We start from the raw sequence: 23,340 nt of genomic DNA, 5'->3' as shown, positions 1-23,340 counted from the left end.
GCACTGGGTTATTTTGTATTAAAAAGGTGCTCCTATGCCGGTTAGAATTCCAGATGATTTACCTGCAGCTGAAATCTTAGAGTCTGAAAATATCTTTGTAATGTCGGAAACTCGCGCTGCAAATCAAGATATTCGACCTATGCGGGTATTAATTCTAAATTTAATGCCCAATAAAATTGAAACCGAAACCCAGCTATTGCGCTTATTAGGTAATACCCCGCTGCAAGTGGATGTTGACCTATTGCGTATTCATGACAAAGCATCTAAGCATACTTCTGTCGATCATATGAATGCTTTTTATCGGGATTTTGAAGCGGTTAAAACGAACAATTATGATGGGTTAATTATTACCGGTGCGCCACTTGGGCAGCTGGATTTTGAAGATGTGGTGTATTGGGATCACATTAAAGAAATTATTGATTGGTCTCAAGAACATGTTACTTCAGTATTGTTTCTATGCTGGGCGGCGCATGCAGGTTTGTTTCATTTATATGGTATTAATCGCAGTTTACTTGAGCAAAAGCGTTCGGGGGTGTTTAACCATAGTCGTACCAACGAGCCGCATCCATTACTACGCGGTTTTGATGATGAGTTTTTTGCGCCGCATTCACGTTATGCTGAAGTGAATATTAACGATTTACACCAACATTCTGATGTTGAAGTGCTAGCTGAATCTGCTGAAGCTGGGGCCTATATTGTGCTTAGCCGCAATAATCGTAACCTGTTTGTGATGGGGCATCCTGAGTATCAAAAACCTACTTTAAATGATGAATATCAGCGAGATGTTGGCTTAGGTATCAACCCTAATATACCGAGCAACTACTATCGTGATAATGATCCAAGCCAAGAGCCCATTGCTCGCTGGCACAGTCATGGCAGTTTGTTAGTGAGCAACTGGCTTAACTACTATGTTTACCAGCTTACGCCTTATGATTTATCAGATATGAGCGCAAGAACGCCGTGGGAATTGAAAAGCTAATCACAGATTGATTAAGGTGTTTAAACAAAATATGGCGTAAATTCGGCCAAACATCATGCTACAAGTATTAATAAAAAGGGCGATATCGTTTTCGATATCGCCCTTTTTTATGGCAAATCTCCTCAAAAACACCTTGATAATTTAACGCTGGCTATGACTTTTTTAGTGGGATTTATTACATTTTAGCTATTTTAAATCAGGGCTTTACGCTTGATGTAAATCTTCAGTGACACTCATAAAATATTCACTATTGATAATCACATTCAAACCACTTGCTTTACGTTAGCGTAAACGTCAGAGTGTAACTATTATTTTATAGTTGAACTAGATCACATTTTTGCTGATTTTGTCCGCTTACTTACCAGCAGTTTAGACCGGAGAAGTTATGAGTACAGACCAATCACCCCAAGATATTGTCATTGTTGCAGCTAAACGCACCGCAATGGGGGGCTTTCAAGGCGCACTATCAGCCGTACCAGCGCCAACCTTAGCGGCCAATGCAATTAAAGGCTTAGTCAATCAAACTCAAATCAATACTGATTTAATTGATGAAGTGTTTATGGGTTGTGTATTACCGGCAGGCTTAGGTCAAGCGCCAGCAAGACAAGCGACATTGGGCGCTGACCTACCTTTGAGTGTTGGCGCAACAACCGTGAATAAGGTTTGTGGTTCAGGCATGAAAACCGTGATGTTAGCTCATGATGCAATTAAGTCTGGCAGCAGCGAAGTGGTTATTGCTGGTGGTATGGAAAGTATGAGTCAAGCGCCATATTTACTTGATAAAGCGCGCGGCGGTATGCGTATGGGGCATGGCAAAGTGTTAGACCATATGTTTCTTGATGGATTAGAAGATGCCTACACTGGCGGCGCTATGGGCACATTCGCGCAAAAAACTGCAGATGATTTCGGCCTCACCCGAGAGCAAATGGATAACTTTGCCTTAAGCTCACTTGAAAAAGCCAATAAAGCGATTGATTCAGGTGCGTTTAAAGCTGAAATTGTGCCAATTACCATTGCAAATCGCCGTGGAGATGTGACCGTTGATACCGATGAGCAACCTGGCAATGCCCGCCCTGAAAAAATCCCGACATTGCGCCCCGCATTTACTAAAGACGGCACCATTACCGCCGCCAACTCAAGCTCGATTTCTGATGGCGCCGCAGCAGTAATGCTAATGACCCGAGAAAAGGCAGCGTCATTAGGTTTGGAAGTGATGGCCACGATTAAAGGCCATAGCACTCACTCACAAGAGCCATCAATGTTTACCACAGCGCCAGTGGGCGCGATGAACAAATTATTCGACAAGGTTAACTGGGCAAAAACAGATGTTGATTTATTTGAAATCAACGAAGCCTTTGCCATGGTGACCATGTTAGCAATCCAAGAGCTACAACTTGATGCCAATAAAGTGAACATCTATGGCGGAGCGTGTGCATTAGGTCATCCAATTGGTTGTTCTGGCGCCCGTGTATTAGTGACCCTCATCCATGCGCTACAAGCTAAAGGTTTGGCTAAAGGCACCGCTAAAGGTGTGGCGTCATTATGTATTGGCGGCGGCGAAGCAACTGCTATGGCGATTGAAGTTTAACCTCGTTGTAATTGATTAAGATTTAACAAGACTCGTTGTTAATTGCGTCACTTTTGATGTTGGCGTTATTAACAACAAATAAGCACCAGTAAAGGCTATGGCAAATAATCATCATAGAGTGATGCTAACAATAACAGCTTGGTTGGTGCTTATTATTACTCAAGAGCTTTGGGGCTCAACAATAATCTGTAACAGGATTTAGGAAGCAAGATGACCATACAAGTTAAACATTATATTGCCGGTGAATTCACCGAAGGTACAGGTAGTCAAAACATTGATGTTACTAACCCAGCTAACAACAGCGTTATTGCCAATATTAACGCTGCTACGGTTGCAGAAGTTAATCAAGCCATAGACAGTGCAAAACAAGCATTCACTACGTGGAAAGAAGTACCTGTGTCAGAGCGTGCTCGCGTAATGCTCCGTTATCAACACCTTTTAAAAGAGCATCACGATGAAATCGCCACTATTCTGGCCCAAGAAACCGGTAAAACCTTTGAAGATGCAAAAGGTGATGTTTGGCGTGGTATTGAAGTGGCAGAGCATGCTTGTAATATCGCCTCAATGTTAATGGGCGAAACCGTTGAGAATGTGGCGCGTAATATTGATACTTATAGCTACACCCAGCCATTAGGGGTGTGTGCGGGTATTACCCCGTTTAACTTCCCGGCGATGATCCCGTTATGGATGTTCCCGTTAGCGATTGCTTGCGGTAATACCTTTATTTTAAAGCCTTCAGAACAAGATCCAATGACGCCGCAGCGTTTAGTTGAATTGTTTGTTGAAGCGGGCGCGCCCAAAGGCGTGCTGCAGCTTATTCATGGTGATAAAACCGCGGTGGATATTTTGTTGGCAGATCCTGACATTAAAGCGATTTCATTTGTTGGTTCTGTGGCTGTAGGGCAATACATTTACAAAACGGCTACTGATAACTTAAAGCGTGTTCAAGCCTTTGCTGGCGCGAAAAACCACTGCGTGATCATGCCTGATGCTAATAAGCAGCAAGTGATCAATAACATGGTTGGCGCATCAGTTGGCGCTGCTGGTCAACGTTGTATGGCGATTTCAGTGGCAGTATTTGTTGGCGCTGCTAAAGAGTGGATCCCAGAGCTTAAAGAAGCACTAGCAAAAGTACGCCCAGGTTTATGGAATGATGACAATGCCGCCTATGGCCCAGTTATTAGCCCCGCTGCCAAAGAGCGTGTACTTAAGCTTATTGCCCAAGGTAAAGCTGAAGGCGCGGACTGTTTACTCGATGGTAGCGACTTTACGGTTGAGGGCTATGAGTCAGGTAACTGGATTGGTCCAACCATGTTCGACAAAGTCACTACCGATATGAGCATTTATAAAGAAGAGATCTTCGGTCCTGTTTTGTGCTGCATGGAAGCTGACAACCTTGATGACGCCATTGAGTTAGTCAATAACAGTCCATATGGTAACGGCACTTCAATTTTTACCGCATCCGGCGGTGCAGCGCGTAAGTATCAACACCACATCGAAGTGGGCCAAGTGGGCATTAACGTGCCAATTCCTGTGCCATTACCATTCTTCTCATTTACCGGTTGGAAAGGCAGTTTCTATGGCGATCAGCACGCTTACGGTAAACAAGCGGTGCGTTTTTACACTGAAACTAAAACCATCACTTCACGATGGTTTGATGACGAAGTGGTGAGTGGCCCGAATATGAGCATCAATCTTAAGTAAATGTACTGGTCTTCTGATGGGAGAAGACCAGTTAATTATTCAGACAAGCAAACCACAAGACTCACTTAATGATCACTGTGCGTGTAACCAAATAGCGTGTAACTAAAATGCGGTTAGCTATAAGCATTTAGTAAAAATCAGTTTGCAAAAGTCACTCAGTTTTTGCAAACACGCTCACATAAAAGCACAGGATTGTTTAGCCATAAAATGACCTAAAGAGTCATAGTAAAAGGATTAACACCATGGACTTTAATTTAACCGAAGACCAACGCCAATTCGCAGAATTAGCCCGTCAATTTGCCGCAGATGAGCTGGCACCCTTTGCCGCAAAATGGGATGAAGAGCATTACTTTCCAAAGGATGTAATTCACAAGGCTGGCGAGCTAGGTTTTTGCTCTTTGTATTCGCCTGAGTCAGAAGGTGGAATGGGGCTAAGCCGATTAGATTCGTCGATTATTTTTGAAGAGTTATCACAAGGCTGCACAGCAACTACCGCCATGTTGACTATTCATAATATGGCCACATGGATGGTCACCACTTGGGGTAGTGAAACATTGCGCCAGCAGTGGTCTGAAGGTCTAACCACAGGTCGATTACTCGCATCATATTGTCTAACAGAGCCGGGTGCAGGCAGTGACGCTGCATCACTTGCGACTAAAGCGGTTCGTGATGGTGATGATTACATCATTAATGGCTCAAAAGTGTTTATTTCTGGTGCGGGTGAAACTGAGCTATTAGTAGTGATGTGCCGTACAGGCGAAGCGGGCGCAAAAGGTATTTCAGCTATAGCTATTCCAGCAGATACTGCTGGTGTAAGCTATGGTAAAGCCGAAGACAAAATGGGCTGGAATGCCCAGCCAACACGTTCAATAACCTTTGAAAATGTCCGCGTGCCAGTGGCTAATTTACTCGGTGAAGAAGGCCAAGGTTTCACTTTTGCCATGAAGGGCCTCGATGGCGGTCGTATTAATATCGCCACTTGTTCTATCGGTACAGCGCAAGCTGCGCTGAGCCGTGCCACAGAATACATGAATGAACGTAAGCAGTTTGGTAAGCCCATTGCGGCATTTCAAGGATTACAGTTTAAGTTAGCTGATATGGCGACAGAGTTAGTCGCTGCAAGGCAGTTGGTGCGCTTAGCTGCTTTCAAATTAGATTCAAAAGATCCAGAAGCCACAGCTTACTGCGCAATGGCAAAACGATTTGCTACCGACATTGGTTTTCAAGTGTGTGATAACGCCCTGCAACTTCACGGCGGTTATGGCTATATTCGTGAGTACCCATTAGAGCGTCATTTTAGAGATGTGCGGGTACATCAAATTCTTGAAGGCACTAATGAAATCATGCGCTTAATTATTGCTCGTCGTTTGCTAGATGAAAATGCGCACGCTATTTTGTAACAGTTACTAGCCAAGCGCTTTATGTTGGCTAATGAAATTAGCCAACATGGGTATTTACCCTAGTCGCAATGATAGCTTGGATTACCGGAAAATAAGCCTTAATAAGCTGTAAAACAATATACTGAATTGGAATAATAGCTAATGACTCAAGATGTAATATTTCAAACTCTAGGGACCCTGTCTGGTAAATCAATTGGGGTGGTAACCCTTAATATTGAAAAGGCCTTAAATGCCTTGAATTTAGACATGGTCAATGCCATGACCAAGCAGCTGCTTGCTTGGCAGCAAAATGATGATATTGCTTTTGTTGTGCTTGATGGCGCAGGGGATAAAGCCTTTTGCGCTGGCGGTGATGTCAGGGCGATTTACCATGCATCGATTGCTAATCCTAATACCATGACTGCAGAAGCATGCGATTTTTTCACCCAAGAGTATCAATTAGATTATTTACTACATCAGTTTGGTAAACCAGTGCTGGTGTGGGGCGATGGCATTGTTATGGGCGGCGGTTTAGGGCTAATGGCGGGTGGCAGTCACCGAGTGGTGACAGAGCGAAGCCGCATTGCCATGCCTGAAATATCCATAGGTTTGTACCCTGATGTAGGCGGCAGTTATTTCTTAAATCGTATGCCGGGTAAATTAGGCTTATTTTTAGGCTTAACCGCTTATAACATGAACGCCGCCGATGCTTTGCATGTTGGACTGGGCAATCACTTTTTAGCAAGCGATGATAAACAGCCGTTATTTGATGCCCTTGCTGACGTCAGTTGGAGCGATGATGCTGAGTTAAATCATCAGCAGCTAAGTATGGTGTTAAATACCCAGCAACAAAATACCACAGCTAAAATAGGCCAAAGCCCACTTGAGCAATTTCAAACTGAGATTGATCAATTAATGTCGGGTGAAATTGAAGAGGTGCATCATCAACTCACCAGTTTAGACACTGAATTAGATTGGCTTAAACGGGCTCAAAAAACGGCTTTAAAAGGTAGCCCATTAAGTTGGTTTTTAATTTTTGCTCAAGCCAACTTAGGTACGAATAAAACATTAGCAGAGTGCTTTAAGTGGGAGCTAGGTATTAGCGTCAATTGCTGCTCCTATGGCGATTTTTGTGAAGGGGTAAGGGCATTACTCATTGATAAAGATCGCAATCCACAATGGCGATTTAGTCATGCAAGTGAAGTGACCGCAGAAGCAGTGACCCAATTGCTGACATCACCTTGGCAAGCCGATGACCATCCGTTAAAAGGCATCTAAGTAAAAGGCATCTAGCTAAAAGACATCTAAAAGGAACTTATCATGGCAACAGTAGCATTTATTGGTTTAGGTAATATGGGCGGCCCAATGGCAGCCAATTTAATTAAAGCAGGCATGACAGTCACGGTATTTGATTTAGTACCAGCGGCGGTTGAGGCATTAACTAAACAGGGCGCGTTAAGCGCAAAAACCGCTTGCGGCGCAGCGGCAGCAGCAGATTATATCATTACCATGTTGCCTGCAGGTAAGCATGTACACAGTTTATATATTGGCGATGATGACAACAAAGGCTTACTGGATGTGGTCGCTAAAGATGCCATATTAATTGATTGCTCCACCATAGATGCAGGCACGGCGCAAACGGTTGGGGCACAAGCTGCAGCCAAAGGCATTGAGTTTATGGATGCGCCAGTGTCAGGCGGCACAGCGGGCGCAGCCGCTGGCACACTAACATTCATTTGTGGTGGCAGTGATAACGCCTATGATAAAGCGCAAACAGTATTAACGGTTATGGGGGCTAATATTTTTCATGCAGGTGCGGCAGGCGCAGGCCAAATTGCCAAAATCTGTAATAATATGCTGTTATCAGTATTAATGGTCGGCACCAGTGAATCTTTGCAGCTAGGTATTGATAATGGTTTAGACCCTAAAGTGTTATCTGATATCATGAAAGTCAGTAGCGGCGGCAACTGGACCCTCGAAAAATACAACCCGTGCCCTGATGTAATGGTTAATGTGCCTTCTTCAAATGATTATCAGGGCGGCTTTATGGTTGATTTGATGGTGAAAGATTTAGGCTTGTCACAGCAAGCATCGCTGGCATCGAATTCCAGCACTCCTATGGGGGCATTGGCGCGCAGTTTATATGTTAACCATGCCCGTCAAGGCAATGGTCGCCGTGATTTTTCAAGTATTTTTGAACAGTTTGCTAAAGCAGATGAAGATAAATAACAGCTGCTTGAAGGCTGGTTGAGCCATTCAACCGCGCCGGAATGTGAGTATGCAAAACACTAAATAAATAGAGAAAGGATCCAGTTAATGGAAATTAAAGATAAAGTTGTTGTCATTACTGGCGGTGCAGGTGGGTTAGGTCTGGCTATGGCGCAAGAGTTTGCCGCCCAAGGCGCAAGATTAGCACTTATCGATGTTGATCAAGAAAAGCTAGAACGTGCTTGTGCTGATTTAGGTGCAAGTACTGAAGTGCAAGGCTATGCGTTAGATATCACCGATGAAGAAGATGTGGTGGCGGGGTTTAATTTCATCCGTGAAGATTTTGGTCAGGTTAATATTCTTATCAACAACGCTGGGATCTTGCGTGATGGCTTAATGGTTAAGGCAAAAGATGGCAAGGTTACTGACCGTATGTCATATGAGCAATTCCAGTCAGTTATCAATGTCAACTTAACCGGTACTTTCCTGTGTGGCCGTGAAGCTGCGGCTGTGATGATTGAAACCGCGCAGCCTGGGGTGATTATTAATATCTCAAGTGTCGCTAAAGCAGGCAACATGGGTCAGTCTAACTACTCAGCTTCTAAAGCGGGTGTGGCTGCCATGAGCGTAGGTTGGGCGAAAGAACTAGCCCGTTATAATATCCGTAGCGCAGCGGTAGCACCTGGTGTGATTGCCACTGAAATGACCGCAGCAATGAAACCAGAAGCCCTAGAGCGAATGGAGAAAATGGTGCCAGTTGGGCGTTTAGGTCAAGCTGAAGAAATCGCATCAACGGTTAAATTTATCGTTGAGAATGATTACGTTAATGGCCGTGTGTTTGAAATTGATGGCGGTATTCGCCTTTAAGTCGCATTAGCGATAACAATATTAGTCGCAGTAGCGATAATAATATTAGTCGCATTAGCGATAACAATATTAGTCGCATTAGCGATAACAATATTAGTCGCAGTAGCGATAATAATATTGGCTCATTAATAGTATTAATCCCTGCCGGTTTTCTGGTAGGGATTTTTTGTTTTTGAACCGCAAGTATGCGCACACAAGATTATAAGCGTTTATTTATATTGGTTAATTTAGGTGGCGGGTTACAGCTTAGGCGAGCACAAAAGCAAAGAGATAAGTTTTTCTGGGTTTCTAAAAATGTTACCCTGTGGTTATATTTTTTGCCTTAGTTTATTTCAATCGAAATAAAGCTGCATCTCGGCAGTGCTCAATGACAGTAAGGATAGTTGTGAATATTGTACGCTTAGAAAGTTTGATGAAAAAAGTCATGTTAGTGGTGGGCATTATTGGGGTTATCGTCATGTATGGCGGCTTTTTGTATTTCTTTTTTAGTGGCGTACCAACAGCAGCATTACCTTGGTTTTTATTAATTTGCCCATGGGTTTGTATTTACTTTGGCCTAACGAAAACACAGCAAATTGCCAGTCTTAGTTGGCTTAAAAACAAATTTACCTTTACCAATAAATAACTCCTCGCGTTATAACCGCAACAGGCAGATAGCTTATTTTATTGGCGGCAATGGGTATTTAGCCCTAATGGCAGTTTTTCGTTACTGACGTTTGTGGTTATCATTTACCTAGCTGCGAACACCCTGTTATCCGCAAATGAACCACCACTTAAATAGAAATTGTGCTGACATTGCGATAGGATTCAAAGCAATGAATAAGAGAAAGACAGCAAATAAGGTATTTTTTATGTCAAGTTTCCCCATTGGCACCCCAGGCAAACCTTGGAATGCACAAGAAAAGGCCCAGTGGCTTGCCCAAGTAACCATTAAACGTAGCTATCAACAAGAAGTGCTAACAAAATTAGCGCCTTTAGCCTCACGCTTTGAACAAGTGCAATATGGTGCTCTAGCTTATGATGCCGACAAATATCCGCTATTTGCATTTAAATCTAAACATTGGGATAGCAGCAAAAAAACTATCTTAGTAACTGGCGGTGTTCATGGTTATGAAACCAGTGGCGTACATGGCGCGATTCAGTTTTTAGCGACTCAGGCTGAGCATTACAGCCAATACTTTAATATTGCGGTAGCGCCGTGTGTGAGCCCATGGGGTTATGAAACAATTAATCGCTGGAACCCATACGCAGTGGACCCAAACCGTTCTTTTTATGCTGACAGCCCAGCCAATGAATCGGCAGATTTAATGGCATTTGTAGCTAGCCTTGGTGACGTTTATGCCCATATTGATTTGCATGAAACCACAGATACTGACGAGCTAGAATTTCGCCCCGCATTATCAGCTCGTGATGGCAAAGACTATGAAAAAGGCGTTATTCCAGATGGTTTTTATTTGGTTGGTGACTCAGAAAATCCAACTCCTGACTTTCAACAGGCGATTATTGAGTCGGTAGCCAAAGTAACCCATATTGCCCCAGATGATAATGGTCAGTTAATTGGTGTTGATATTGAGCAGTTTGGGGTCATTAACTACCCAACTAAAAAGCTTGGCTTATGTGCGGGGATGACAAACAATCACTATAATACCACCACTGAAGTGTATCCTGATAGCCCATTGGTCAATGACCAAGAATGTAATGATGCCCAAGTGGCAGCAATTACTGGTGGTTTGGATTATATTTTAACCCAGTTAAACTTAATCTAAGTCAGTGATTTATATCTAAGCCTCGAACGAAACTTCGAGGCTTTTTGTTGATTTGGCATTACAGTTAGCGTCATTGCCCTTACTACTCAAGCGAAAAGAAATGATTATTAGCCAAGAAGATATGCGCACAGCATTAAATGAATTAGATTGCCGTACCAATTTCACCATTAGTAATGTTACCGAATACATGCTGCCTAAGCTTAAAGAGCCGGTGTATTTACATATTGACAGCAACACTCCGGTACTCATTATTCGCCCGGCTTTTGAAGTGTTCTCTGGTGAGTTAGCCACATTAGACGGGGTACATGCACAATATGACTATCACCATAATGCGCAGATGACCCGTTTCCCGACTCGTCGCCATAAAAGCTTAAAAGAAAGCCACTATGGTTTAGCTTTTAAGTTTGAAACGGCTGAATCAGTTAAGTTGTTTATTACAAGATTAATCGAAATTGTGAAAGGCTAACGTTAGCTCAGTTTAGATTACATCTTGAGTTAATCATGAGTATAGCTACTGCAACAATCTGACAAATAGGCAAAAATAAATCAATCAATATTCTGGCTGTAAAGCTTGAGTCGAATAATGTATAATCGCGACAATTTTTCGTCCAAAAACTAATGGAATCTCCTACGTGATATACAGCAACAACATCACCATGCAGTTCGGCAGCAAGCCGTTATTTGAAAATATCTCTGTCAAATTCGGTGGCGGTAATCGCTACGGTCTAATTGGTGCAAACGGTTGTGGTAAGTCAACCTTCATGAAGATCCTTACTGGCGATCTTGAGCCAACAAGCGGTAATGTATCAATCGATCCTGGTGAACGTTTTGGTAAATTGAATCAAGATCAATTTGCTTATGAAGAGTTCTCTGTGGTTGATACCGTTATCATGGGCCACAAAGAGTTGTGGGAAGTGAAGCAAGAGCGTGACCGCATTTATTCACTCGCAGAAATGAGTGAAGAAGACGGCATTAAAGTCGCTGAGCTTGAAATGGAATTTGCTGAGATGGACGGTTATACCGCTGAATCTCGTGCTGGTGATTTATTAATGGGCGTAGGTATTGGTGTAGACCAGCACTTTGGCCTAATGAGTGAAATCGCACCAGGTTTTAAACTGCGTGTACTTTTGGCTCAAGCCTTGTTCTCTGATCCAGATATTTTGCTACTTGACGAACCAACCAACAACTTGGACATCGACACCATTCGCTGGTTACAAGAAATGCTTAACCAACGTAACAGTACCATGGTGATTATTTCCCATGACCGTTACTTCTTGAACTCAGTTTGTACCCATATGGCTGACATCGATTACGGTGAACTACGTGTTTACCCAGGTAACTACGATGAATACATGATGGCAGCCCAGCAAGCTCGTGAGCGTTTACAATCTGACAATGCTAAGAAAAAAGCCCAAATTGCTGAGCTACAAGGTTTCGTAGCACGATTCTCTGCTAACGCTTCAAAAGCTAAGCAAGCAACATCTCGTGCTAAGCAAATTGACAAGATTAAGCTTGAGGATATCAAGGCTTCAAGCCGTGTGAATCCGTTCATTCGTTTTGAGCAAGAAAAGAAATTATTCCGTAATGCTTTAGTGGTTGAGCAATTAGCGAAAGGCTTTGATAAGCCATTATTCAGCAAACTTGACCTGATGGTTGAAGTTGGCGAGCGTGTTGCTATCTTAGGTGATAACGGTGTGGGTAAAACCACCTTATTACGTACTTTAGTGCATGACATCCCGCAAGATGCAGGTACGGTTCAATGGTCTGAAAACAGTAACATTGGTTATTACGCGCAGGATCATGAAGCTGATTTTGCTAATGATATGACCTTATTTGACTGGATGAGCCAATGGCGTAAACCTGAAGATGACGACCAATCAGTACGTGGCATCTTAGGCCGCATGTTATTTGGCTCAGACGACATTAAAAAATCAGTTAAAGTGTTATCTGGTGGTGAAAAGGGTCGTATGTACTTTGGTAAGCTCATCATGCAAAAGCCAAATATCTTATTACTTGATGAACCAACTAACCACATGGACATGGAATCAATCGAGTCATTAAACAATGCATTAGAATTGTATGAAGGTACATTAATGTTTGTGTCTCATGACCGTGCATTTGTATCGTCACTAGCAACACGCATCATTGAAATTACTGCTGATGGCATCAATGACTTTAAAGGTACTTATGATGAGTTTCTTGCCAGTAAAGGCGTTGAAGGATAATTAATTAAAGTTTTTTTACATTAAGCCGAAAACCTGTAAAGCGATTTACAGGTTTTTTTTTGCCTAAAAAAGATAATTATAAATTTTAGAATTTTAGAATACATATTTTAGAAAATCCTGTCGCTGTAGTTACATTAATGAATGTAATTTCAATTAGAAACATAACACACTTCTTAAGGGTCACAGCTGTCATGAAATGGATTATCGATCTCAATACTCGACTCAAACTTTCACTATTAATTATTCCTCCACTGTTAATCTGTTTAATTTATGGTGCATGTTTGTGCACAATAAATATGAAATACAAACAGAGCTTAATACGGTACTTTCGTTAAGTGAACTGGCCGTTATCAACAGCGCCCTAGTACATGAATTACAAAAGGAGCGTGGCATGAGTGCAGGTTTTCTGGGCTCTAAAGGTCAATCATTTGCTCAGGATTTACCTCAGCAACGCTCAATGACAGACCAACAAGTGTCTAACTTTTCGAGTATTCCAGCTGCAGATCACTTTCCTGCAAAAATCAGTTCAACATTAAGACAAATAGACTCGCAATTACAACAACTTCAAAGTATCCGCCGCTCAGTAGATAATCTAAGCATCTCAGTGGCTGAAGAAGTGAAATATTATTCAGATTTAAATAAAACCCTATTATCCGTGGTTGATGAAACCGCTATGCAAAGTACCATCAGTGAGTTGTCTTTGAAACTCGCTTCATTCGGGGCGTTTTTACAACTAAAAGAACGTGCGGGTATTGAGCGAGCGGTATTAAGTTCGACCTTTGGACAGCAAGGTTTTAAAGCGGGTGGTTATGCAAAGTTTGTGACCTTAGTGGCTGAGCAAAATACCTATGCTGAACGCTTTAGCACTATGGCGACAGATTTGGCATTAACGCGGTTTGAACAAGATAACCGTTCAAAAGAAGTTAATGCTGTTAATGCCATACGACAAATTGCATTTTCACAAAATGCTAAAGAGATTAAAAATCAACATCCTGAAGTTTGGTTTAAAACATCCACTAACCGAATTAATCTATTGGCTAAATTTGAACAATACCTCGCCACCGAACTCGTAACACTTACCCAGCACAAATTGAGCACGGCTAGTCAACAAATGTGGAGCTCGCTCATTGCATTAACGGTATCGGTATTATTACTAGTTTGGCTAAGTCTATCGGTCTCTAGATATTTAAGTCGCAGTTTAAATCAATTATTTAATAAGGTTAGCCATGCTGGTAATAACTTTGATTTGAGCACGAGAATTGATCACGACTCAACCGATGAGTTTGGTGAGCTAGCGAAAGCCTTCAATGGGATGATGGCAGATTTTGAAACTGTGATTACTCAAGTGAGACACAATGCCAGCCAGCTGGTTAATGTGGTTGAGCAAGTTAATAGCTATGCAAGCAGCATGAGACAAGATATTGAACAAGGCCACTTAGAAGCTGAACAGGTGGCGTCAGCGATGACTGAAATGAGCGCAACCGTTACCCAAATTGCCGCTAATGCTGTACAAGCATCCGATGCATCAAGCTCCGCCAATAAAGAAGCCAATATCGGTAATATTGGCGTATCAAAAACGGCGGTGTCTATTAAGCATCTTGCTGGTGAAATTAATGACGCTTCAACGGCGATAAAGACTTTAGATCAAGATGTGCAATCCATTGCTAGCATTTTAGAAGTGATTAGTGCGATTTCAGAGCAAACTAATTTGCTAGCGTTAAATGCCGCTATTGAAGCGGCAAGGGCGGGTGAGCAAGGCCGAGGTTTTGCGGTGGTAGCCGATGAAGTGAGAACCCTCGCCCAAAGAACACAGTCTTCAACAGACGATATTAAACGCATGACTGAACGTTTAAAATCTGGCGCTCAATTAGCGGTGCAAACCATGGAACGTGGTATGGTTAGTGCTGATGAGAGTGTTATTGAAGTTGAACAAGCGGGTAATGAATTACAGCAAATAGTGGCAGAGATAGATACCATTGACAGTATGAATCAGCAAATTGCATCAGCAACACATGAACAAGCGGCAGTGGCCGAAGAGGTAAATCGCAATGCCATGCAAATTAGTGAAATATACAGTCAAACTCAAAACGTTGCGACTGCTTTAAGTCAGCTCAATGAAACCTTATTAGAAGACGCAGCGGCAATGTCTGAGCAAGTACAAAAGTTTACCTTAAGCTAGAAATACGCAGATATTCCCTCGAGCCGACAATTTTTATTGTCGGCTTTTTTTTATATCCGTAAGATACATTTTTCGGCATAATGTTTATCATTTGTTTGCTAACTGTGTCCTATTTGGTCGCAGGTTAAGCAGGCGCTAATTATAAAATTGTATATTTATAAAATACACAATATTAATAATGACTTACAAGGCTTTGATGATGGATTATGTTTCAGTTAATAAGCATGCTTGGAATGAAAGAGCAAAAGTGCATTTTGATTCATCATTTTATGATGTGGCTGGTTTTTTGAAGGGAAAATCTTCATTAACCGAAATTGAAACAGCTGAACTTACTGATGTTAATGGAAAATCTTTATTACACCTGCAATGCCATTTTGGTCTTGATAGCTTATCTTGGGTTCGTAAAGGTGCAATTGTCACTGCAGTTGATTTATCGGATGTTGCCATTGCTAAAGCTAATGAGCTGGCATTGCAATGTGAGCTAAAAGCCGAGTTTATTTGCGCCGATGTGTATCAATTTGGCGATCAAAGTTTGCCCCAATTTACCGATAAGCAAGTCACTGATTTTGACATTGTATTTACCTCATACGGCACCATTTGTTGGCTGCCTTGTCTTGATCGTTGGGCAAACATCATTGCCAAGAGTTTAAAGCAGGGTGGCTGTTTTTATATGGCTGAGTTTCATCCACTACAGGATGTTTTAGAAGGTTATAGTTATTTTCATAAAACTGAGGCTGATGTGGTCGTTGAGGGTAGTTATACCGAATCACACGGTAATTTCGAGTCTGCATCTTCACCGCAATCAACAGCTTCGACACCACAAACTATGCTGACTTGGCCGCATTCATTAAGTAATGTTATTAATGCGCTAATCAAAGCAGGGATCAGAATTGATAGTCTTAACGAGTATCCATTTAGCCCCTATAACTGCTTTGAAAATTTGATAGAGCAAGCGCCTAATCAGTTTCATTCTATTGTTAAAGGTAACTCAGTGCCTTTAGTGTTTACAGTGAAAGGAACCAAAGTCTAAATGGTTTTTACAAAGGGTAATAAACTTAAGGTCGTGACTGGCTGGAGGGCACTATTTGCCAAAGTGTCGATATTATTATGCGGGCTTATTTTATTAATATATTGGTCGTACTTATATCTCAGTCCCAGTTTGACCATCAGTAATCAATCAGCTCAAGGTGTTGAATCAGCGGTGGTAAAACTTCCCCATAGCCGCTTAGACTTTGGTGACATCGCCGCCATGCATACTAACACCCTGTATTATGATTTAGCGCAGTTAGATGGCGCATATCGTTATCACATAGAGCTTGATAGTGGCGAGATCATCGCAGGTGAGTGCGGTTATATTACTAATTTTGAAATTCATAAAAGAGTGGTAATTACGATTTCAGAGGCTGCGACAATGAGTTGCAGCGTTAATTAATAACCATTTCTAACAATCGCGTCTCAACAAGGTTATTAGGTTTGTTATAGATTTGTTTGTTTTTATATTCAAAAACATTATGACTGTAAACCTGATGGAGAAATTGCGTATTAAGTGCTTATGTTTAAATGAATTTATTTTTATATTGACGGCTTTTAATATAAATTCAGCTTCCGTCTCTACTATGCGCAGCTTGGTATTTTTTGTACAAAATATCAACGCTTTATTGTCAGTACACTATAATAGCTAAAGTTGAATTTATTCAGTTTATAGCCTATTAAAGAATCATGGTTATTCAAGGATATCCCTACATGATGTTAAGAGTTTTATCAGGTATTTTTTTAGGTTTTACTGCTTTTGCCACTCAAGCAAACGTGAATGCGTCCGTTAACGAGTCGGTTACAGAAGCTGCGGATGAAGCTATCGAAGTTCAGCCTAAATATGACCGAGTTTTTCCTATTTGGGCACAAGATGCCATTGATTTAGGCTATGAGTTACCTAAGCCGTATGGCATAGGGGTGACCTATATGAATATGGATCAGCCATTGGTGGTAGAAAATGTCAGTTTCTCGGGATTAGGTCTGCTTGATGAAATTGTCTCAATTAAAGGCAGTGAAGCGATTCAAGAGTCAGAAACAATTACCTTTCGTGCTGATATGTGGGTGCTGCCTTTTTTAAATTTATACGGCATTATTGGTAAAACCTCAGGTAGTAGTATTGCAAATGTCACGGTCAACTTAGATCTTCCTCCTCCATTTAAGCCGGTAGAAACCGCTCCTTTTGACTTTGCCTTAAATTTTGAAGGCTTAACCTATGGCGCCGGTGGCACCATTGTTGGCGGTATTGGTAACTGGTTTGCCTTGCTCGATGTTAATTATACCAATACAGATTTAGATATTTTAGAAGGTGAAATCAGTTCAATTGTTGTTTCACCAAGAGTTGGCTACCGTTTTGATATCCGTGGTCACGATACCCAAATTTGGATTGGCGGAATGTACCAAAATGTTGAGCAAACCTTCAGTGGTTTTTTACAGGATATTGGCGTGCCTATTCCTGGTGCTAAATTCGAAGTTAACCAACATTTAGCCGATAAATGGAATGGTTTAATTGGTGGCCAAATTGAGTTGGGTAAAGGGTTTGATTTACTGCTTGAGGGCGGTATTGGTACTCGTACTAGTTTTATGGCAGGTATTGGATATAGGTTTTAATATTGATGAGACTCATAATCCTTAGTTTTTTTGCGCTATTGCTTAGTGGCTGCAGCATTGTTGCCATGGTTGATGATCACCAACAAAACAATTTGCTCAAAAACGGTTTTGAGCGTCATCAAATGTCATTGACTGAGGGAGGCGAGTTACATTACTGGCAAGGGGGCGATAGCGCTAAACCCACTTTATTATTACTACACGGTTTTGGTGGTAATGGCATGACCAGCTGGTATGAAATGATGCTCGACTTGAGTGAGGATTATCAAGTGATAGTGCCGGATTTACTGTGGTTTGGTGAGTCCTATAGCGCTGCACCTGCCACTATCAGTAGTGAAACCCAAGCTATGCAACAGTTGATAAGCCAATTAGCGTTAAGCAGCGTTAACCTGGTGGGTATTTCTTTTGGTGGTTTTGTCACTTTTGATTTAATGATCCACGAGCCCAAAGTGGATAAGGTGGTGATGCTAGCAAGTCCTGGACTGATATTTTCAGATGAGGATATGCTAGCAATGACTAAGCGTTTTGGTGCCGATGTGCCTGAAGCGGTGTTTGTGCCTAAAAATGGCCCTGAAGTAAGACGTTTACTTGAAAAAACTTTCGTTGATTATCCATGGATGCCAGCGTTCATCGACCAGCAGGTTTATGAATATTACTTTGCCGACTCTCTGCCACAAAAAGAATCTCTTATTACCACCTTGCCGGCTTATCGGGATCAATTAAACCCCGACGAATTTGCCGACTCTTTACCGTCAACCATCTTAATCTGGGGGGAAAAGGATGTGGTGTTCCCATTAGATAACGGTCGTCGTTTTGCTGAGTTTTTAAATGCACCTATCATAGTTATACCTGACGGTGTTCACGGATTGAGTAATGACTTTCCTAAACAAATTAATAAAGAAATCAGGGCTTTTATTCAATGAAAATCATAAAAATTCCCGTAGCGATATCATTTTTAGGCTTAGTTATGACCTTAGGCGCTTGCTCTAGTAATGAGTGGCAAGTGCGCGCATTACCCACAGATATTGCGGTCAGTGCCGCTTTAGATGATATACCTGATAATGCCTTAGTCAGAGATATTACCCTTCCTGAAAATGCAGCACTTTCAATGCCCGCCAGTGTCAGACCTTGTTGTGCTTTTGGTTTTGACCAAAAAGTCGCTATGGGGTTATTACCGATCCCTTTTTATCGTCACGCTAACACAGTAGCGCTTGAGGATATTGGCGCACATGCATTTGATGCCGGTACATTTAGTTATGAAAAAGGCTCACCTGATAGCGGTAAGAGCATGGAAAACAATGGCATGCTTTATACCCGTAAAGGCGGCTTTATTGATTTAGCCCATGTGCGTGATACCGCTGATAATGCTATTGCCCTGTTTTATCTTATTCAGCCTAAACTGGGTCAGGCACAGTCAATTGAATTACCATTAGAAATTGGCCATAGAACCTTTGAACTTGCCGCTTTTGATGTGAGTTATTTATCGGCAGATGACCGTTGGGAGTTAGCGGCGGCCATGGCGGTACGCTTAGCCTTTACTATGGCTGAAGCCCATGAAATATCCCAGTGGCATGGTTATCGCAGTTTTGCCTTATGGACAGAAGCGGTATCGGCTTATTCGTTAGAAGATTTATATTCAAACATGCTGGGAGCCAAAATTGCGTTAGCAATCCTGACCAACAATTTAGCCATGACCAAGCAGCAATATGATTATCATATGACGGGTTGGTTAGCGGCCACATTGGCTTGGTTGGAGCCTTTATCTAAAGAGCAAACCAATGCGCTCTTTAGGGCAATCGATGGTGACTGGTGGGACTCAAACGAGCCACTACCAAATAAATTCGTATTACTTAAACGTCATTACCTACTCGGCGACAAACAATCACCTTATTTGGTCAGTAAAGAGCAAGCTCAGGCGAGTGATCAATGGGACAAGGTAGCAGCAGTTTACGACGCGCCTGCATCACCACAACACTTATCATTAGCCGTTGAGCTTTTTGGGATTAACTTTGATGAAGTGGCTGTGCAGCACATTAGTGTAGATAAAAAGTTTGCAGGTTCATTTAGCCACGTACCAGAAGAATTATGGCTTGATGGCTTTACCCATTTGCAGTTTGTAGAGATTGCTAAATATGATGAACGTGAGGATTATAAGTTGTTAAAGCAGCATTTAGCTGAAAACCCTCATTTGACCCATCAACAAACGCCGCTAGATGACTTGCCAGACACTCGCGAACAAACAGAGCCTCAAAATGCTGCAGACACTGGTGCAGCTATTAATGACGCTGCCACAATTGAACCAGCAATAGGTGCGCTGTTAAATGAAAATAATTAGTCCGTTTGTTACTCGCCTACTGATTGTAAATTGTGCCAGCTTTTTTGCCATCAATGCCGCTATTGCTGCCTCATTAACGGAGGCGAATGCGGCTATTTCTGCCAACGCAGAAATAAATTCACAAGTAAATTCAACAATAAAGCCAGAAACGTCAGCGCCAATAACAACAAGCGAAGGAGAGGCGGTATTGGTTGGCGCTGATCAGCTTGAAACCATAACCGATGAAGCTGAAGATCAAGGCTGGTTTGAAAACCTACTGACTAACCTCGGTGCCGATGGTGAGTTTGATCCAGATAAGGGCATTGATTTTAGCTATTTACCTGGGCCATTTTATAACCCTGAAATGAGTTTAGGTGTTGGGATATCTGTGGTTGGGCTATATCAAGTCGACCCAGAGGATACTGTAAGTGATTTATCTTCTTTGGTTATTAATGGTTTAGCCTCAATCAATGGCGCGCTAGGGGTCGGGATTGAAAATAAAACCTTTTTTAATGGCGATAACCAACGTCTTTATTTAAATGCCAATGTGTATGACATACCGGATGTGTACTACGGCGTAGGTTATGAATTTAACCAGCAAGACTTAAATCGGGTTGAATTTAATAGTCAAACATTTCAAGTTAACCCTATGTTCCTGCAGCGCATATCCGCCCATAGTTTTGTGGGAGCAGGTTTTGATTTTACCTATGCAAAGGCCACGGATGTTGATGTGGTCTCAATTGATGTGGATGTTGACCCTTTACAAGAAGTTTCTCGTAATGTTGGGGTCAATTTATTAATTAACTATGATACCCGCGATCATGTGCTTAACCCGCAGCAGGGGAGCATTAGCCAGTTTGAGATTGGCGTGTATCGCGAAGATTTTGGCGGCAAGCACGACTTTGAAGTCTATAACGCTTTATACAGTGCCTATTATCCAATCCTTGATGATGACACCATAGCATGGCAAGTACGCGGACGCTTCACCCACGGCGATGTACCTTGGGATCAGCTATCTAAAATCGGTGGAGGTAATTCATTACGGGGCTACACCACTGGTCGCTATCGTGACAAACAAATGCTGCTGGCTCAGGTGGAGTATCGACAACATTTAACTGGCAGGCACGGCATGGTTTATTGGGTTGGTGCAGGCAGTATTGCAGACAAAGTGGGCGAACTGTCCTTTGATGAGTTACTGCCTAATATTGGTATCGGTTATCGTTTAGAGGTTAAGCCTAAAGTCAATTTGCGCCTAGATTTAGCGTTTGGTGATGGTGACAGCGGCTTTTACTTTAACGTCAATGAAGCCTTCTAGCGGCCCTTAGCAGTGCTAACTCTGTTTGCACTGCTTTAATAACGCTTCAAAAAAGTCGCTGCCTTTTCTTTCTGCAAAAGCAATATTACGCTCTGGTATGGTTTCAGGTTCGTTATATTCGGCTAAGGCGGCTTCCATACTGGCTTCGCGAATAATATGGATGGTTGGATAAGGCGCACGATTGGTATAGTTTGCTGCGCTGTCTTGGGGCTCTCCCTCAAAACAATAGTCAGGGTGAAAACTTGCTAACTGATATACCCCTTCATAGTCATGCTCAAGTAACTTGTCATTGGCCAAGTCAACAATATCAAGATAGCTGTAAAACCCTTCAAAGCCACGAGGCAAGATAAACAGTGTGGTTTCTGCTTGTGGATTTTCATCCAAATACTGACATTCAGTTAAAAAATCCTTCATTACCTGCTTTACTTTGGTTTGTTCACAAGTGAAATAGCGAATGCTATTGCGTTCGATTTCACGGCGGGCAAAAGGACAAATATTGTATTTCATAATCACTTTAGAAACCCAGTTGGCAGTTTCTAATTCGACTTGGCTAATTTCAGACATATAAACCTATTGTTACTACTTGGGTTAACTATTGGGTAGGATCATCGGAATGATCGACAGCACTAATAACACTGCCATCGAAACATTGAAAATGCGTTGCTGTCGTTGATTTTTTAATAACTTTTTCAGCCCAACCCCAAAACTTAGCCACACAGAGCCACAGGGCAGTGCGATACATAAAAAGACCATGGCAATAGTGAGCACTTGAGGTGTTAACGGTTGCTCAATGTTCGTGAAAGTCGCAATGGTACCAATTGCAATTATCCAGCCTTTAGGATTGACCCATTGAAAGGCTGCAGCTTGTATAAAGCTAAAGGGTTTACTGGTTTGTTTACCTTCTAAATTACTGTTGTTGTTAGCAATTAGCCAAGAAAGGTAAAGTAAGTAAGTGATCCCAACGACTTTTATAATTTGGTGCATGATGGGGTAGGTTTGAAATAAGCTACTTAACCCCAGACCAATGGCCAGTATCATGGTCGGAAAGCCCAAAGAAATACCCATCAAGTGGGGAATACTACGTTTAACACCAAAGTTCACTCCTGAGGTCATCAACATAATATTGTTTGGCCCAGGGGTTATACCGGCTGAAAAGGCGAATAATGCAATAGTAAAAATTAATTCCATATAAGGTTTTGTTTTGGGGGTTAGGATAAAAGATTTTTGAACTGCATATTAGCCTTAATTTAAACAGTAACCTAGTGAAAATTAATCCCTGAATGATGCGAATGACAATGCCAGCATTTTTTGTGAGTTACATTGGTTTGCTAAATGATGGGTTTGAGTGGCGCTGGTGTTACGCCTGTGTTTTGTTTTATAAGTGCTTGGATGGTGAATACTGGCTATTAAGTTTGTGATCTCGTTGAATTTCAGTCAGGTTAGGTTATGGTTTATATGGTAGATTTATATTAATAAGAGGTTTTGTAACCTTCTAAACTACCAATCTGGTTGAAATAGATAGTTGAGGCGTAAATGATAAAGAAACAACATTTTTTATGGGTGAGTTTATTATTGATTTTCTTAACTGGCTGCACCAGTAAAGAGGCCACAGAAGTCCATGTGCCAACAAGTGTTACTATGGTTACCACTGGTGATTTAGGCGCAATATCGCCTTATGGCAAAACCTTTGCTTGGCATCCAACGATGTTTAGTGTTCATACTGCTAATAAGCTTGATGATGAAGAGCTTATTAAACATATGCGCCAATCTATTACTAAAATTATGGATAAAAAAGGCTATTCATTGGTGAGTGAAGCGCAGTCGCCAAGTATGGTCATAGGTTTTGGCATGGCGTTAGAGTCTGAAATGAGCGATAAAGAAATTATGGACAAGGCTGGCTTAGTCGCTGGACTATCAACAGCAGGGATAGATGACGAGTTTGAAAAGGGTTCTGTACTTGTAGCGATATTTATTCCTAATAGTCAACAACCTATTTGGCGTGTACTTGCTCAAGGTTTCACTGAAACAGATAAACCGGTTCAAAATCGAGAACAACGCTTTGATAAATTAACCACCATGATGCTAAGAGCTATCCCACATAATGACAGCTACTGAATTATTTAATAATTAACAAGGCTTTAATTAAGCAATTGCGTCCAAAAACTAAAAACCGCCGACA

General features: G+C 41.8%; 21 protein-coding genes. 19 read left to right on the top strand and 2 right to left on the bottom strand.

The features are described from left to right. The first annotated feature begins 34 nt into the window (after window positions 1–34). The 18 genes from metA to Q4557_RS16240 all read left to right on the top strand — a co-directional run bounded on the left by metA (window position 35) and on the right by Q4557_RS16240 (window position 21,161). The gene (metA, locus tag Q4557_RS16325; RefSeq protein ID WP_102532228.1) at window positions 35–979 is read left to right on the top strand and encodes a homoserine O-succinyltransferase; all 945 of its coding nucleotides are present in this window, start codon (window positions 35–37) and stop codon (window positions 977–979) included. A 385-nt stretch (window positions 980–1,364) separates the two neighbouring features. Further along, on the top strand, window positions 1,365–2,567 hold the full coding sequence (locus Q4557_RS16320; protein WP_303413979.1) for a thiolase family protein: 1,203 nt from the start codon (window positions 1,365–1,367) through the stop codon (window positions 2,565–2,567). Between the two features lie 210 nt (window positions 2,568–2,777). Further along, window positions 2,778–4,271, top strand: a complete 1,494-nt coding sequence (locus Q4557_RS16315; RefSeq protein ID WP_102519013.1) for a CoA-acylating methylmalonate-semialdehyde dehydrogenase — start codon at window positions 2,778–2,780, stop codon at window positions 4,269–4,271. A gap of 242 nt (window positions 4,272–4,513) precedes the next feature. Beyond that, entirely contained in the window at window positions 4,514–5,671 is a 1,158-nt protein-coding gene (locus tag Q4557_RS16310) for an acyl-CoA dehydrogenase family protein (RefSeq protein WP_303413973.1), read from the top strand. A 141-nt stretch (window positions 5,672–5,812) separates the two neighbouring features. Beyond that, complete coding sequence (locus Q4557_RS16305) at window positions 5,813–6,928, top strand: enoyl-CoA hydratase/isomerase family protein (protein ID WP_102532230.1); 1,116 nt, start codon at window positions 5,813–5,815, stop codon at window positions 6,926–6,928. 42 nt (window positions 6,929–6,970) lie between these two features. Then, window positions 6,971–7,879, top strand: coding sequence for a 3-hydroxyisobutyrate dehydrogenase (mmsB, locus tag Q4557_RS16300; RefSeq protein WP_303413969.1), 909 nt, complete (start codon window positions 6,971–6,973; stop codon window positions 7,877–7,879). Window positions 7,880–7,966: 87 nt separating this feature from the next. Next, window positions 7,967–8,725, top strand: a complete 759-nt coding sequence (locus Q4557_RS16295; RefSeq protein WP_076539852.1) for an SDR family oxidoreductase — start codon at window positions 7,967–7,969, stop codon at window positions 8,723–8,725. Between the two features lie 424 nt (window positions 8,726–9,149). Further along, entirely contained in the window at window positions 9,150–9,350 is a 201-nt protein-coding gene (locus Q4557_RS16290; protein ID WP_102437762.1) for a hypothetical protein, read from the top strand. Between the two features lie 190 nt (window positions 9,351–9,540). Next, the gene (locus tag Q4557_RS16285; protein ID WP_241904128.1) at window positions 9,541–10,491 is read left to right on the top strand and encodes a M14 family metallocarboxypeptidase; all 951 of its coding nucleotides are present in this window, start codon (window positions 9,541–9,543) and stop codon (window positions 10,489–10,491) included. 121 nt (window positions 10,492–10,612) lie between these two features. Beyond that, a complete protein-coding gene (locus Q4557_RS16280) occupies window positions 10,613–10,957 on the top strand; it encodes a hypothetical protein (RefSeq protein ID WP_102437760.1) in 345 nt (114 codons plus the stop codon). A 166-nt stretch (window positions 10,958–11,123) separates the two neighbouring features. Next, window positions 11,124–12,716 carry an ABC-F family ATPase gene (locus Q4557_RS16275; RefSeq protein WP_102437707.1) on the top strand — a complete coding sequence of 531 codons (1,593 nt, stop codon included), beginning with the start codon at window positions 11,124–11,126 and terminating at the stop codon, window positions 12,714–12,716. Window positions 12,717–12,999: 283 nt separating this feature from the next. Then, on the top strand, window positions 13,000–14,895 hold the full coding sequence (locus Q4557_RS16270; protein WP_368506497.1) for a methyl-accepting chemotaxis protein: 1,896 nt from the start codon (window positions 13,000–13,002) through the stop codon (window positions 14,893–14,895). Window positions 14,896–15,094: 199 nt separating this feature from the next. Beyond that, complete coding sequence (locus tag Q4557_RS16265; protein ID WP_102475671.1) at window positions 15,095–15,925, top strand: class I SAM-dependent methyltransferase; 831 nt, start codon at window positions 15,095–15,097, stop codon at window positions 15,923–15,925. Further along, on the top strand, window positions 15,926–16,327 hold the full coding sequence (locus Q4557_RS16260; protein ID WP_102475670.1) for a hypothetical protein: 402 nt from the start codon (window positions 15,926–15,928) through the stop codon (window positions 16,325–16,327). It abuts the gene before it with no gap. A 311-nt stretch (window positions 16,328–16,638) separates the two neighbouring features. Further along, on the top strand, window positions 16,639–17,535 hold the full coding sequence (locus Q4557_RS16255; protein WP_241900939.1) for a virulence protein: 897 nt from the start codon (window positions 16,639–16,641) through the stop codon (window positions 17,533–17,535). A 5-nt stretch (window positions 17,536–17,540) separates the two neighbouring features. Beyond that, the gene (locus tag Q4557_RS16250; protein ID WP_102437699.1) at window positions 17,541–18,455 is read left to right on the top strand and encodes an alpha/beta fold hydrolase; all 915 of its coding nucleotides are present in this window, start codon (window positions 17,541–17,543) and stop codon (window positions 18,453–18,455) included. Beyond that, window positions 18,452–19,867: a DUF4056 domain-containing protein gene (locus Q4557_RS16245; RefSeq protein ID WP_198589253.1), complete on the top strand. Its 1,416-nt coding sequence runs from the start codon at window positions 18,452–18,454 to the stop codon at window positions 19,865–19,867. The genes Q4557_RS16250 and Q4557_RS16245 overlap by 4 nt, the downstream gene beginning before the upstream one ends. Continuing rightward, complete coding sequence (locus Q4557_RS16240; protein WP_303413966.1) at window positions 19,854–21,161, top strand: BamA/TamA family outer membrane protein; 1,308 nt, start codon at window positions 19,854–19,856, stop codon at window positions 21,159–21,161. The genes Q4557_RS16245 and Q4557_RS16240 overlap by 14 nt, the downstream gene beginning before the upstream one ends. A gap of 15 nt (window positions 21,162–21,176) precedes the next feature. Here the strand turns inward: Q4557_RS16240 and Q4557_RS16235 are convergent, their stop codons facing one another. Next, window positions 21,177–21,725 (bottom strand): DUF1415 domain-containing protein, encoded by a 549-nt coding sequence (locus tag Q4557_RS16235; protein WP_102437695.1) that lies wholly within the window; start codon window positions 21,723–21,725, stop codon window positions 21,177–21,179. A gap of 24 nt (window positions 21,726–21,749) precedes the next feature. Further along, window positions 21,750–22,349 (bottom strand): LysE family translocator, encoded by a 600-nt coding sequence (locus Q4557_RS16230; RefSeq protein ID WP_102437693.1) that lies wholly within the window; start codon window positions 22,347–22,349, stop codon window positions 21,750–21,752. A gap of 345 nt (window positions 22,350–22,694) precedes the next feature. Between Q4557_RS16230 and Q4557_RS16225 the strand changes: the two genes are divergently transcribed. Further along, the gene (locus tag Q4557_RS16225) at window positions 22,695–23,276 is read left to right on the top strand and encodes a DUF4136 domain-containing protein (protein ID WP_303413963.1); all 582 of its coding nucleotides are present in this window, start codon (window positions 22,695–22,697) and stop codon (window positions 23,274–23,276) included. Window positions 23,277–23,340: the final 64 nt, after the last annotated feature.

The organism is Shewanella sp. 5_MG-2023, from assembly GCF_030547465.1.
Lineage (GTDB): Bacteria > Pseudomonadota > Gammaproteobacteria > Enterobacterales > Shewanellaceae > Shewanella.
Note: the sequence above shows the minus strand (reverse complement) of the source record. Positions and strands in the feature narration are given on the sequence as shown.

Excerpts from the sequence above, each read along its gene's own strand:
- Q4557_RS16255 (WP_241900939.1), top strand. The coding sequence starts at position 16,639 with ATGATGTTAAGAGTTTTATCAGGTATTTTTTTAGGTTTTACTGCTTTT.
- Q4557_RS16305 (WP_102532230.1), top strand. The coding sequence starts at position 5,813 with ATGACTCAAGATGTAATATTTCAAACTCTAGGGACCCTGTCTGGTAAA.
- Q4557_RS16250 (WP_102437699.1), top strand. The coding sequence starts at position 17,541 with ATGAGACTCATAATCCTTAGTTTTTTTGCGCTATTGCTTAGTGGCTGC.
- metA (WP_102532228.1), top strand. The coding sequence starts at position 35 with ATGCCGGTTAGAATTCCAGATGATTTACCTGCAGCTGAAATCTTAGAG.
- Q4557_RS16290 (WP_102437762.1), top strand. The coding sequence starts at position 9,150 with ATGTTAGTGGTGGGCATTATTGGGGTTATCGTCATGTATGGCGGCTTT.
- mmsB (WP_303413969.1), top strand. The coding sequence starts at position 6,971 with ATGGCAACAGTAGCATTTATTGGTTTAGGTAATATGGGCGGCCCAATG.
- Q4557_RS16295 (WP_076539852.1), top strand. The coding sequence starts at position 7,967 with ATGGAAATTAAAGATAAAGTTGTTGTCATTACTGGCGGTGCAGGTGGG.
- Q4557_RS16265 (WP_102475671.1), top strand. The coding sequence starts at position 15,095 with ATGGATTATGTTTCAGTTAATAAGCATGCTTGGAATGAAAGAGCAAAA.
- Q4557_RS16230 (WP_102437693.1), bottom strand. The coding sequence starts at position 22,349 with ATGGAATTAATTTTTACTATTGCATTATTCGCCTTTTCAGCCGGTATA.
- Q4557_RS16285 (WP_241904128.1), top strand. The coding sequence starts at position 9,541 with ATGAATAAGAGAAAGACAGCAAATAAGGTATTTTTTATGTCAAGTTTC.
- Q4557_RS16310 (WP_303413973.1), top strand. The coding sequence starts at position 4,514 with ATGGACTTTAATTTAACCGAAGACCAACGCCAATTCGCAGAATTAGCC.
- Q4557_RS16280 (WP_102437760.1), top strand. The coding sequence starts at position 10,613 with ATGCGCACAGCATTAAATGAATTAGATTGCCGTACCAATTTCACCATT.
- Q4557_RS16260 (WP_102475670.1), top strand. The coding sequence starts at position 15,926 with ATGGTTTTTACAAAGGGTAATAAACTTAAGGTCGTGACTGGCTGGAGG.
- Q4557_RS16225 (WP_303413963.1), top strand. The coding sequence starts at position 22,695 with ATGATAAAGAAACAACATTTTTTATGGGTGAGTTTATTATTGATTTTC.
- Q4557_RS16315 (WP_102519013.1), top strand. The coding sequence starts at position 2,778 with ATGACCATACAAGTTAAACATTATATTGCCGGTGAATTCACCGAAGGT.
- Q4557_RS16320 (WP_303413979.1), top strand. The coding sequence starts at position 1,365 with ATGAGTACAGACCAATCACCCCAAGATATTGTCATTGTTGCAGCTAAA.
- Q4557_RS16235 (WP_102437695.1), bottom strand. The coding sequence starts at position 21,725 with ATGTCTGAAATTAGCCAAGTCGAATTAGAAACTGCCAACTGGGTTTCT.
- Q4557_RS16240 (WP_303413966.1), top strand. The coding sequence starts at position 19,854 with ATGAAAATAATTAGTCCGTTTGTTACTCGCCTACTGATTGTAAATTGT.
- Q4557_RS16245 (WP_198589253.1), top strand. The coding sequence starts at position 18,452 with ATGAAAATCATAAAAATTCCCGTAGCGATATCATTTTTAGGCTTAGTT.